The organism is Streptomyces sp. NPDC058663 (assembly GCF_042716745.1).
Lineage (GTDB): Bacteria > Actinomycetota > Actinomycetes > Streptomycetales > Streptomycetaceae > Streptomyces.
Genome location: NZ_JBHXRV010000096.1, coordinates 1 through 11,747, shown reverse-complemented (window position 1 = coordinate 11,747; position 11,747 = coordinate 1). Strand labels below are relative to the sequence as shown.

General features: G+C 73.4%; 8 protein-coding genes. 2 read left to right on the top strand and 6 right to left on the bottom strand.

The genetic code is table 11. The features are described from left to right. Nucleotides 1–67: 67 nt before the first annotated feature. The 6 genes from sucD to ACFWVV_RS37220 form a co-directional block, all read right to left on the bottom strand. On the bottom strand, nt 68–952 hold the full coding sequence (gene sucD, locus ACFWVV_RS37245) for a succinate--CoA ligase subunit alpha (protein ID WP_384358846.1): 885 nt from the start codon (nt 950–952) through the stop codon (nt 68–70). 21 nt (nt 953–973) lie between these two features. Continuing rightward, nucleotides 974–2,155 (bottom strand): ADP-forming succinate--CoA ligase subunit beta, encoded by a 1,182-nt coding sequence (gene sucC / locus ACFWVV_RS37240; RefSeq protein ID WP_384358848.1) that lies wholly within the window; start codon nt 2,153–2,155, stop codon nt 974–976. Between the two features lie 232 nt (nt 2,156–2,387). After that, nucleotides 2,388–3,671: a VWA domain-containing protein gene (locus ACFWVV_RS37235; protein ID WP_384358850.1), complete on the bottom strand. Its 1,284-nt coding sequence runs from the start codon at nt 3,669–3,671 to the stop codon at nt 2,388–2,390. Further along, nucleotides 3,668–6,205, bottom strand: a complete 2,538-nt coding sequence (locus ACFWVV_RS37230; protein ID WP_384358852.1) for a DUF5682 family protein — start codon at nt 6,203–6,205, stop codon at nt 3,668–3,670. Before ACFWVV_RS37230 ends, ACFWVV_RS37235 begins: the two co-directional genes overlap by 4 nt. After that, nucleotides 6,202–7,353, bottom strand: a complete 1,152-nt coding sequence (locus tag ACFWVV_RS37225; RefSeq protein ID WP_384358854.1) for an AAA family ATPase — start codon at nt 7,351–7,353, stop codon at nt 6,202–6,204. The genes ACFWVV_RS37230 and ACFWVV_RS37225 overlap by 4 nt, the downstream gene beginning before the upstream one ends. Before the next feature lie 262 nt (nt 7,354–7,615). Beyond that, complete coding sequence (locus tag ACFWVV_RS37220) at nt 7,616–8,089, bottom strand: hypothetical protein (protein WP_384358856.1); 474 nt, start codon at nt 8,087–8,089, stop codon at nt 7,616–7,618. Nucleotides 8,090–8,313: 224 nt separating this feature from the next. On the opposite strand from ACFWVV_RS37220, the gene ACFWVV_RS37215 reads away from it, so the two are divergent. Beyond that, nucleotides 8,314–9,690 carry an SWIM zinc finger family protein gene (locus ACFWVV_RS37215; RefSeq protein ID WP_384358857.1) on the top strand — a complete coding sequence of 459 codons (1,377 nt, stop codon included), beginning with the start codon at nt 8,314–8,316 and terminating at the stop codon, nt 9,688–9,690. 31 nt (nt 9,691–9,721) lie between these two features. After that, nucleotides 9,722–11,329, top strand: a complete 1,608-nt coding sequence (locus tag ACFWVV_RS37210) for a DUF5691 domain-containing protein (RefSeq protein WP_384358859.1) — start codon at nt 9,722–9,724, stop codon at nt 11,327–11,329. The last annotated feature ends 418 nt before the right edge of the window (nt 11,330–11,747 follow it).

Sequence of the window (11,747 nt, the reverse complement as noted above, 5' to 3'; positions counted from 1 at the left end):
TTTCTGGGGTGCGGGCCTTCCGCGTGGTGCGATCAGCGGGCACGCGCGGGCGCCGCCGGGGAGGGGGTCAGCCCTCGAGGATCGCGCGCGCCAGCTTCGCCGTCTCGGTCGGCGTCTTGCCGACCTTGACGCCGGCGGCCTCAAGGGCCTCCTTCTTCGCCTGGGCGGTGCCCGACGAACCGGAGACGATCGCGCCGGCGTGGCCCATCGTCTTGCCCTCGGGGGCGGTGAAGCCCGCGACGTAGCCGACGACCGGCTTGGTCACGTTCTTCGCGATGTAGTCGGCCGCACGCTCCTCGGCGTCGCCGCCGATCTCGCCGATCATGACGATGAGCTCGGTCTCCGGGTCCGCCTCGAACGCCGCGAGGGCGTCGATGTGCGTGGTGCCGATGACCGGGTCGCCACCGATGCCGACGGCGGAGGTGAAGCCGATGTCACGGAGCTCGTACATCATCTGGTACGTCAGCGTGCCGGACTTCGAGACCAGGCCGATCTTGCCCGGCTTGGTGATGTCGCCCGGGATGATGCCGGCGTTGGACTGGCCCGGGGTGATGAGACCGGGGCAGTTCGGGCCGATGATGCGGGTCTTGTTGCCCTTGGCCGACGCGTACGCCCAGAAGGCGGCCGAGTCGTGGACAGCGATGCCCTCGGTGATGACGACGGCGAGGGGGATCTCGGCGTCGATCGCCTCGACGACGGCGGCCTTCGCGAAGGCCGGCGGCACGAAGAGGACGGAGACGTCCGCGCCCGTCTTCTCCATGGCCTCGGCGACGGAGCCGAAGACCGGGACCTCGGTGCCGTCGAAGTCGACGGACGTGCCGGCCTTGCGCGGGTTCACGCCACCGACGATGTTGGTGCCGTCGGCCAGCATGAGCTTGGTGTGCTTCATGCCCGTGGCACCGGTCATGCCCTGGACGATGACCTTGCTGTCCTTGGTGAGGAAGATAGCCATGGTGTTTGGAGTCCCTCTTCCTTACTTCGCAGCTGCGGCGAGCTCGGCGGCCTTGTCGGCCGCGCCGTCCATGGTGTCCACGCGCTGCACGAGCGGGTGGTTGGCGTCGGAGAGGATCTTGCGACCCAGCTCCGCGTTGTTGCCGTCGAGACGCACAACGAGGGGCTTGGTGACTTCCTCGCCCTTCGACTTGAGCAGCTCCAGGGCCTGGACGATGCCGTTGGCGACCTCGTCACAGGCGGTGATGCCGCCGAAGACGTTGACGAACACGGACTTGACGTCCGGGTCGCCGAGGATGATCTCCAGGCCGTTCGCCATGACCTCGGCGGAGGCACCGCCACCGATGTCGAGGAAGTTGGCGGGCTTCACGTTGCCGTGGTTCTCACCGGCGTACGCGACGACGTCCAGGGTCGACATGACCAGGCCGGCGCCGTTGCCGATGATGCCGACCTCGCCGTCCAGCTTCACGTAGTTGAGGTTCTTGGCCTTGGCGGCAGCCTCGAGCGGGTTGGCTGCGGCCTTGTCCTCGAGCGCCTCGTGACCGGGCTGGCGGAAGTCGGCGTTCTCGTCGAGAGAGACCTTTCCGTCCAGGGCCAGGATGCGGCCGTCCTTGGTCTTCACCAGCGGGTTGACCTCGACGAGGAGCGCGTCCTCGGCGACGAAGGTGTCCCACAGGGTCACCATGGCTTCGGCGACACCCTCGGCCACGTCGGCCGGGAACTTCGCCTGGGCCACGATCTCGCGGGCCTTGGCGATGTCCACACCGTCGACGGCGTTGACCGGGACCTTCGCGAGCGCCTCGGGGGTCTTCTCCGCGACCTCCTCGATGTCCATGCCGCCCTGCACCGAGGCCATGGCCAGGAAGGTGCGGTTGGTGCGGTCGAGGAGGTACGAGACGTAGTACTCGGCCTCGATCTCCGGGGACAGCTCGGCGATCATCACCTTGTGGACCGTGTGGCCCTTGATGTCCATGCCGAGGATGTCGGTGGCCCGGGCCACTGCCTCGTCGGCGTCGGCGGCGAGCTTCACGCCACCGGCCTTGCCACGGCCGCCGACCTTCACCTGCGCCTTGACGACCGACTTGCCGCCCATGCGCTCGGTGGCTTCGCGCGCCGCCTCAGGCGTGTCAATGACTTCACCGGCCAGCACCGGTACACCGTGCTTGGCGAAGAGGTCCCTCGCCTGGTACTCGAACAGGTCCACGCGCGTCCGTCCCTTTTCTGATCGCGGGTTCTGGTGATCGCGTTGCGTTCAATGCGATGGGCGTGCCGCGAAGGCAACGTGACGGCGCTGTCACAGAGGGAGGCGTACACGGTGTCGGTACGCGGCATGTCCGTCTCGCAGGTTATCCCCGAGGGACGTGGGTCCCTAAATCGCAGGTCACACCGGAGCGGTGATACCTGTCACAGAGTGCCACTCGCCGCCCTGGTTGGTGTCACGCAGTGTCCGGCACGGGTATCGGCCTTTTCTCGATCGCCGCCGCCATGACCTCGGGAAACAGGTCGGGGGTGCAGGCGAAGGCGGGGGCTCCGAGGGCGGCGAGCGCGGCCGCGTGCTCCCTGTCGTAGGCCGGGGCGCCTTCGTCGGAAAGGGCCAGCAGTGCGACGAACTGCACACCTGACGCCTTCATCGCGGCAACCCGCTTGAGCATCTCGTCACGGATCCCTCCCTCGTACAGGTCGCTGATCAGTACGACGACGGTGTCGGCCGGCCGGGTGATCCGCGACTGGCAGTAGGCCAGTGCCCGGTTGATGTCGGTGCCGCCGCCGAGCTGGGTGCCGAAGAGCACGTCGACCGGGTCGTGCAGCTGCTCGGTGAGGTCGACGACGGCCGTGTCGAAGACGACGAGCCGCGTCTCGATCGCGCGCAGGGAGGCCAGCACCGCTCCGAAGACGGACGCGTAGACGACGGACGCGGCCATCGAGCCCGACTGATCGATGCAGAGCACGACCTCCTTCTTGACGGACTGGGAAGCCCGCCCGTACCCGATGAGCCGCTCGGGCACGACCGTCCCGGCGCCTTCCTGCCCCGGAATCTCCAGGTAGTTCTTCAGGTTGGCGCGGATCGTGCGGTCCCAGTCGATGTCACGGTGCCGGGGGCGGCTGATCCGGGCGCTGCGGTCCAGGGCGCCGGTGAGGGTGGCCCTGGTGCGGGTGGCGAGCCGCTTCTCCAGGTCCTCGACGACCTTGCGCACCACCGCCCTGGCGGTCTCCTTGGTGGTCTCGGGCATCACCTTGTTGAGCGAGAGCAGGGTGCCGACGAGATGGACGTCGGCCTCCACCGCGTCCAGCATCTCCGGCTCCAGGAGCAGCGCGGAGAGCCCGAGCCGCTCGATGGCGTCGCGCTGCATGACCTGGACGACGGAGCTGGGGAAGTACGTCCGGATGTCCCCGAGCCACCGTGCGACGGAGGGTGCGGAGGCACCGAGCCCGGCGGAGCGGTCGCCTCCCCTGGTGCCGGTACGTCCGCCGCGCCCGGCCCCGTCGCCGCCGTAGAGGGCGTTGAGCGCGCCGTCCATCGCGGCGTCCCTGCCGCTGAGCGCGCAGCCTGTGCCGTCGGCGGAGTCGCCGCCCAGCACCAGCCGCCACCGCCGCAACCGCTCGTCGACGGCCTGCCCGGCCGCGTCCGCAGCGCCCGGCCGGCTTGTAGTGCTTGTCCCGCCGGCCCCGTTTCCCACGCCTGTCCCGTCGTGTGTGTCCGCTGTCGTGAGTCCGGTCATCGCGCTGCCACCCCCTGGTCGTGGTGCTGTCGATCGTCGTTTTTGCGGGGCACGCGGGGCGTGCCGTGTCGCGGGGGCGTGGCGGGCGTGGCGGCCCCGGTTTCGGGGCGAGCCGTCTTTGCCGGGGCGGGCTGCGGGCCGATGCCGAGCAGCAGGTGCAGGACCGGCAGTACGGCGTCGGCGCGCTCCGTGTCCAGAGCGGTGCCGAAGCCGGGGGCCGGCGCTTCGCTCCCCGCGGCGGTGGCGCCCGGGGCGGCGGGGCCCCGCCGGACCAGTTCGCCGAGGGTGCGGCGCACGCCCGGCTCGTACGCCGAGAACGTCCTTCGCAGCAGCGGCAGTACGTCCGTGAAGGCATCCTGCGGCACTCCGGCGAGCCAGCCGTCGACCAGGCCGACGAGTCGCTCGTCGTGCATCAGGAGCATGCCCGAGCCGGACGCCCCGCCGACGAAGCCCTCGATCCACGCCGCCGCGTCGGCGGGCGCGGTACCCGCCGAAAGAGCGAGCCCCATCAGCCGTGCGGCCTCGTCCGCCGCCAGCCGGCCGTCGTCGAGCAGCAGTCGCGCCGCCCGCCCCCGTACGACCCCGGCCACCGCCTCACGCCCGGCCAGCCGGTGCAGCACCCCGGCCCAGCGCTCCCGCAGGCCGGGTGCGTCGGCTGCCTCCCGTGGGCTGTCGGCCGTCTCCCCTGCATCGCCGGCCGCCTCCCCGGGGCCGTCGGCCCCGCCCACCGCGTCGAGGAGGCCGATCGCTGAGTGGACCGCATCCACGTGCCCGCGCATCTCGGCGGCACCGTCCGCGTCCAGCCCCACGCAGGCGGGCGGGAGCCCCACACAGATCCGCTCGGCGAGGCCGGCCGCCACTTCCCCGAGCGCCTCGGTGCCGGTGCCCCGCACGTCCCCGTACCGCAGGGTGCGGGCCAGGGCGGGCAATGCGTGGGCGAGGTGTCCGACATCGCTGTCCAGCGCCGCCCGGTCGGCCAGGGCCCGCATCACCACCGGGAGTGCGTCCGCCAGGCCGGCCAGCAGACACCGCTCGGCCAGCGCGGTGATGTCGGCGAGCGCGGTCGCCGACACCGCCTGCGACTGCGCCTTCGCGGTGGCGGCTGCGGCCACAGTGGTGCCCCACATGCCCGCCTCCGCCACCCGCACGGACAGCTCGGGCTCCCAGCGCAGCCGCCACCCCTCGCGGAACGTCCCCAGGCTGCCCCGGACCTGGGCGCTCTCCCCCCAGTCGATGCCGAGGAGCCGCAGCCGGTGCAGCAGGCGGCTGCGGGCGGCATCGGTGTCCTTGCGCAGATCGAGGTCCAGCTCCCGGTCCTGCGCCTCCGGCTTGAGCCGCAGGGTGCGCTGCTGCCGGGTGAGGTCGCGCTGCAACGGGACGACGGGGGCGCTGTCGGGGACCTCGCCGAGTACGTCGCCGACGACCAGCCGGTCGTGCACGAGCGAGAGCGGCAGGTCGGACCCGTCGCACATCACGGCCCGCACCGCGTCGGTCGTCTCGGTGAGCCCGGCGAGCGGCCGGCCGCGCATCACGGCCAGCGTTTCGGCGAGCCGGACGGCCTCGATCACGTGCGCGGAGGAGACGGGGCGGTCCTCCTCCCGCAGCAGTCCCGCGACCTTGGTCATCCAGCGCACCACGGGCCGGTCCCGCGCCCCGAAGAGATGGCCGTACCAGCCCGGCGAGTCGATGCCGGCCCCGTACCCGCTGCGGCGGGCGAGCCTGCGGTGGGTCCAGGGCACCCAGGTCAGCTCGGCCCGGACCTTGGGCAGGCCCTTGAGGAGGGCGCGGTCGGCGGTGAGGGACGGCGGCTTGCGGGTGAGCGCGGGCACGTGCCATGCCCCGCAGACCACGGCGACCGAGTCCCCGAACTCCTTCTTCGCCGCCCGGAGCTGGAGGCGCATGTGGGCCTCGCGCACCGGGTCGCGGCGGTGACCCCCGTCCCCGTACTCCTGGCGCAGTGCGGCCATGGCGTCGGCGACCGCCGCGAAGGGGGTGAACGGGTTGCCGCCCCCGCCGTCCCGGTGCTCGACCACGTCCTCCCACCAGCGCTCCGGATCGTCGTACCCGGCGGACTCGGCGAGCACGGCGAGCGGGTCGACGGCCAGCACGTCGAGCTCCGCCGCCCCTTGCGGCTGTTGGCCCTCTTCCCCGGTCTCCGGCCCTTCGCCGTCCCGCTCCTCCTCGTCGCGCAGTGCCAGTGAGTGCGCCGCGGGCAGGTCGATGAAACGCACCGGTACGTCGTGTGCCAGCGCCCAGCGGATCGCGACCCACTCGGGAGAGAACTCGGCCAGCGGCCAGAACGACGCCCGCCCGGGGTCGTCCAGCACATGGGCGAGCAGGGCGACCGGCGGCCGCATCCGCGGGTCGGCGGCGAGCGGCAGCAGCGCGTCGCCCTCCGGCGGTCCCTCGACCAGTACGACGCGGGGCCGCGCGGCGTCGAGCACGTCGCGCACCGCCCGGGCGGAACCCGGCCCGTGGTGGCGTACGCCCAGCAGCCAGGGGCCCTGCGGTACGGAGACGGCGGTCGTGGTCATGCGGCCACCTCGCGGCAGGCGCGGTAGAAGTCCTTCCAGCCGTCGCGCTCGCGGACAACCGTCTCCAGGTATTCCTGCCAGACGACCCGGTCCGCAGCCGGGTCGCGGACGACCGCGCCGAGGATTCCGGCGGCGACGTCCGCGGAGCGGAGCACGCCGTCGCCGAAGTGGGCGGCCAGGGCGAGCCCGCCGGTGACGACGGAGATCGCCTCGGCCGTGGACAGCGTCCCGGAGGGCGACTTGAGCTTGGTGCGTCCGTCCTCGGTGACTCCGGAGCGCAGTTCGCGGAAGACGGTGACGACCCGGCGGATCTCGTCGACCGCGTCCGCGCCGCCCGGCAGGTCGAGGGAGCGGCCCAGTTGGTCGACCCGCCGGGACACGATGTCGACCTCGGCCTCCGGGGTCGCGGGCAGCGGCAGGACCACCGTGTTGAACCGGCGGCGCAGGGCGCTGGAGAGATCGTTGACGCCGCGGTCACGGTCGTTGGCGGTGGCGATGAGGTTGAACCCGCCGACGGCCTGGCACTCCTGGCCCAACTCGGGGATGGGCAGGGTCTTCTCGGACAGGATCGTGATCAGCGTGTCCTGCACGTCCGCCGGGATGCGGGTGAGTTCTTCGACGCGGGCGGTCATGCCCTCGGACATCGCCCGCATGACGGGGCTGGGCACCAGCGCCTCGCGGCTGGGTCCGTGGGCGAGGAGCTGGGCGTAGTTCCACCCGTACCGGATGGCCTCTTCCGGGGTGCCCGCTGTGCCCTGGACGAGCAGGGTCGAGTCGCCGCTGACAGCTGCGGCCAGGTGCTCGGAGACCCAGGTCTTGGCGGTGCCGGGGACGCCGAGGAGCAGCAGGGCGCGGTCCGTGGCCAGGGTGGTGACGGCGACTTCGACGATGCGCCGCGGGCCCACGTACTTGGGTGTGATCAGCGTGCCGTCGGCCAGCGTGCCGCCGAGCAGATAGGTGGCCACGGCCCACGGGGAGAGCAGCCACCTGGCCGGCCGCGGCCGGTCGTCGGCCGCGGCCAGCGCCTTCAGTTCCCCCGCGAAGGCGTCCTCGGCATGCGGCCGCAGGGCCTCGGTCCCGTTCGCCTCCCCGGCGTCCGGAGTGCCGGTGTGCGACGGGCCGTTCGTGTCGATTGCAGGCGTGGTCATGGAATCCCCCTCCAGATTTCCCGGATGTGGTCTCCACGGTGCACCATGCCACTGACAATCAAGCGTCGCCGCAGGTCAGACCCCAATGGGGCGGTGTGCAGGGGTACTTCACGAGAGCCGCCCTCGGGGCCGGCCAGCGGCCTCCGGGCCGGTTCGCGAGGGCCGCCCGCAGGGCCGGCAGCCGTCCGCGGCTGCCGGGTGGGCGGACGGGTGGGCGAGTGGACGGGGCTCGCTCGCGGGGGGCCGGGAAGCCGCCTGGGGGCTACTTCCCGATCGGCGCCGCGGTGATGCAGCCTCCGGCCATCGCCTTCTCGCCGGAGGCTTCCTTCAGGACCTTGCCCTTGTGGATGATCTTGCAGCTGATGTCGGGGGCGGCGACGACCTTGTCGGTGGTCGGGATGACGGCCGGCGGCATGAGGCCCTTCAGCGTGACCGTCTTCTTCCAGGGCAGGGCCGGCTTCTTGACGGTCTCGTTCTTGGGCGCCGTCGCGGTGCCCCCGCCTCCGGCGAACTCGATGGAGGCGACGTCCTTGCCGCTGACTTCGTAGGTCACCTCGAAGGTCGCCTTGAGCGCCTTGTCGACCTCGTCGATCTTGTCGAGCTCCTTGTTGGAGACGTCCGCGGCCTCGGAGGCGCCGTCCTTGACGGCCTTCTCGGCCTGGGCGCAGGCACCCAGGGAGAACAGCAGAGCGGTGACGGCGGCGGCGCAGACGGTGGTGCGGACAGTGCGGATCATGGGAAGGAGCCCCCGGTTTCGAGAAGTGTGAGAACTCGCAGCCAATCGCAAAGAGAAGGTAAAGTCAAAACACATCTCCACGCCCCGCACGGGCCCCGCACGGGCCCCGGAACGGACCGGATCCCGGCCCGACTGCACGCCCCGCACGGGCTCTCGAACGTCACGGATCCCGGTCTGACTGCAGGTCAGAGCGATTGTCAGTGGCGGCGTCTACGGTCGGAGACATGAATCAGCTGGGGGTGCGCTGGACGGCGGATCAGGTGCTGGCACTGGCTCCTGACGCCGCCTCACGCAAAGCGGGAAGCAGGCTCGGCATCGCCGGGCCGTGGTCGGACGCGGGGTGCGACGGCGGAGGTGTGCTGTGGGGGCAGTGCAAGGGCAGCGGCAGCAAGCCGTACCGGACGGCCGTCGATCTGGCGGAGGGAGCGGCGGCCTCCCAATGCAGCTGCCCGAGCCGGAAGTTCCCCTGCAAGCACGCACTGGGGCTGCTGCTGCTCTGGGCGGCGGAGGACACCGCGGTGGCCGGGGCGGCGGAACCGCCGGACTGGGCGGCCGAGTGGATCCGGGGCCGTCGGGAGCGGGCCGCCGGGGCCGGGGCGAAGGCGAAGGGAGAAGAGGGCGGGGAGGGCCCGGCACAGGGGGCGGGGACGGCTGATCCGGCGGCGGCCAGACGGCGTGCCGAGCGGCGGGAGGCCAGGATCACCGCGGGGGCCACGGAGCTGGAACAGCGCCTCGCGGACCTGCTGCGCGGCGGCCTGGCCGCCACTGAGCGGACGGGGGCGGCCCTGTGGGAGGAGACCGCGGCCCGCATGGTCGACGCCCAGGCGCCCGGACTGGCGGCACGGGCACGCGAGTTGGGGTCCGTGCCGGCGTCCGGGCCGCACTGGCCGGTACGGCTCCTGGAGGAGTGCGCGCTGCTGCACCTGCTGGACGAGGCCTGGCTGGGCCGCGAGCGGCTGCCGGAAGCACTGGCCGCGACGGTCCGGACGAGGGTCGGTCTGCCGTCCTCGCCCGAGGGCCCGGCGGTCCGCGACCGGTGGCTGGTGCTCGCCCAGTACGACCAGGCGGACAGCAAGATCACCACGCGCCGGATCTGGCTCTACGGGGAGGAGTCGGAGCGCATTGCGCTGGTGCTGTCGTTCGGGGCGGCAGGACGTGCTCCGGAGACGAGTCTTCCGGTGGGGCTCGGTGTGCGTGCCGAGTTGCTGCCGCACGGCGGGGCGGGGCAGTTGCGCGCCGGCCTCGGGACACAGTTAGGGCCGCCGGAAGCGGTGCCGGGCCCGCCGCCGGGCGGCAGCGTCACCGAGGCGGTCGAGGCCTACGGGCGTGCGCTGCGGGACGACCCGTGGCTGGAGGCCTGGCCGGTCGTGCTGGCCGGGGTGATACCGGTGCCGGGTGCGGACGGCTGGCAGCTCACCGACGCCGAGGGCACCTTCGCCCTCCCCGTCGCGTCTGCCGCCCTCGGCAGACCCGGCCTGTGGAAACTAGCCGCGGTGTCGGGCGGTGCGCCCGTCACCCTCTTCGGTGAGGTCGGCCACCGGGGCTTCCACCCGCTGACCACGTGGTCCGCCGACTCCCCCGCTCCCGTCCCCCTCGTCTGACCGGACGCCCGCGCCACCTGGAGGGATACCGATGACCCACGCCACCGACACCGTTGCCCTCGCCTGGGAGGACCTGCTGACCTCCGCCCTGCTCGGCACCGACCGCCGCCCGCCCGCCGCCACCGGCCCCAGGGGTGCGCCCCGCACCCTCCTGGACTCAGCCGCGGTGCACACCGTGCGCCGACGCGCCGCCCTGACCCCGGCCGTCGCGGGCGCGCCGGTGGCGGCGGCGCCCGCGGACGACCGTCCCCCGCTGCCGGCCGCCGCGCACCACCGGCTGGCTCTCCTGCTGGCGGACCGCTCGGGCCCCGCCCAGTCCGGCGGGCGGCGTGGCAGCGCGCCCGATCTGACCGAGCTGCTGCCGCAGTGGCTCGCCGCCGCCAATCAGCGCCGCTTCCAGGCGCCGTCGGCGCTCCTGCCCGCCCTGCTCGACGCGGCCAGGGCCCGGACCGATCTGCGGCCCCAGGCGCTGGAGTTCGCGGGGTCGCGCGGGCTGTGGCTGGCCCGGCTCAACCCGGAGTGGAAGTTCGCCCTGCGGGGCACTCCGGGCGGAGCGGCGCTTCCCGACGTACGGGACGCCGACGCCGTGCGGGCCCTGTGGGAGGAGGGGCTGTTCGCCGAGCGGGTCGGCCTGCTGGGTGCCGTACGGGCGGACTGCCCGCCGGCCGCGCGCGCCCTGCTGGCCTCCACCTGGAACCAGGAGCGGGCCGAGGACCGGCTGATGTTCCTGGACTCGCTGCGGGACGGGCTCGGCCCCGCGGACGAGGAGTTCCTGGAGGCCGCCCTGTCGGACCGGAGCCGCAACGTCAGGACCGTGGCGGCGGAACTCCTCTCCGCCCTGCCGGCGTCGGCGTTCGCCGCACGGATGGCGGACCGCGCCACCTCCTGCGTGGGCCTGGACCGTACCGGCGACGGCAGCGGCATCGCGGTGGAGGCCCCGCATGAGTGCGACGCCGCGATGCAGCAGGACGGGATCGTCGCCAAGCCGCCGGCAGGCCGGGGCGAACGGTCCTGGTGGTTCGGCCAGTTGGTGGAGTCCACGCCGCTCGGGGCTTGGCCGCAGCGCCTAGGCGGGCGCACGGCGCGGGAGATCGTCGCCCTGCCCGTCTCCGACGGCTGGGGCGAGGAGCTGCACGCGGCCTGGTGCCGGGCAGCGATCCGCCAGGGCGACGCCGCATGGGCCAGGGCGTTGCTCGGGGCCGCGTCCCTCCCGCCGGACGCCGGCCCCGGGACGGCCTCACTCGCCGAGCGGGCGAAGCTGCTGGCGACACTGCCCGACGCGGAACGGGCCGAATGGGTGGCCGAGTTCGTCTCGGCCCACGGACTGTCCGAGGCGTTCCAGCTGCTGGGGGTGTGCGTGGTCCCGTGGTCGGGGGTGCTGGGGAGGGCCGTGGTCGACGCGCTCGACATCGCGCGCGACGCGGGCAGCTATCCGTGGAGCTTCAGCGGGGTGATGGGACTGGCGGAGCGGTGCCTGGACCCGGGCGAGGCGGATCGGCTGGAGGTGTTGACCACGACCCCGGAAGAGACGGAAGGGGCAACCCCGGGGGCAGCGGGGTACTGGTCGGAGGCGTTCCAGCGGCTCGTGGGCACGCTGCGGCTGCGGGCGGCCATGCTGGAGGAACTGGGCGAGCCGTAGGAGCAGGGGGCAGAACCCGCGCGTCCCGCCCGGCCGCGGACCGGACCGGGTCCTGAGGCCGCGGACCGGACCGGGCGCTGAGGCCGCGGCGGGACGCCGGTGGCCCGGGCGGACTCGGACGTCCCGTTCCGGCGCGGGTGCTGGGGGCCGGGGCGGACGCGGGCGGCCCGTCCCGTCCTGGCTCGGGTACTGAGGGCCGGGGCTGATCCGGGCGCTGGGGCTGGGGGCCGGGGCTGACTCGGCCGGCCCGTCCCGTCCGGGCGCTGGGGCAGACCCGGGTGGCCCGCCCGGCCGGGGCCCGGGTGCCAGGGGCGGGGCAGGCTTTGGGGGCGGGGCTGCACCGGGACGCCCGAAAGCCGGGCGGCCGGTCGCGCCCCGCGCCCCGCGCCCCGCGCCCCGCGCCCCGCGCCCCGCGCCC

Bases quoted from the DNA above. Each gene is read 5' to 3' on its own strand.
- sucD (WP_384358846.1), bottom strand. From the start codon at position 952: ATGGCTATCTTCCTCACCAAGGACAGCAAGGTCATCGTCCAGGGCATG.
- ACFWVV_RS37235 (WP_384358850.1), bottom strand. From the start codon at position 3,671: ATGACCGGACTCACGACAGCGGACACACACGACGGGACAGGCGTGGGA.
- ACFWVV_RS37230 (WP_384358852.1), bottom strand. From the start codon at position 6,205: ATGACCACGACCGCCGTCTCCGTACCGCAGGGCCCCTGGCTGCTGGGC.
- ACFWVV_RS37225 (WP_384358854.1), bottom strand. From the start codon at position 7,353: ATGACCACGCCTGCAATCGACACGAACGGCCCGTCGCACACCGGCACT.
- ACFWVV_RS37220 (WP_384358856.1), bottom strand. From the start codon at position 8,089: ATGATCCGCACTGTCCGCACCACCGTCTGCGCCGCCGCCGTCACCGCT.
- ACFWVV_RS37215 (WP_384358857.1), top strand. From the start codon at position 8,314: ATGAATCAGCTGGGGGTGCGCTGGACGGCGGATCAGGTGCTGGCACTG.
- ACFWVV_RS37210 (WP_384358859.1), top strand. From the start codon at position 9,722: ATGACCCACGCCACCGACACCGTTGCCCTCGCCTGGGAGGACCTGCTG.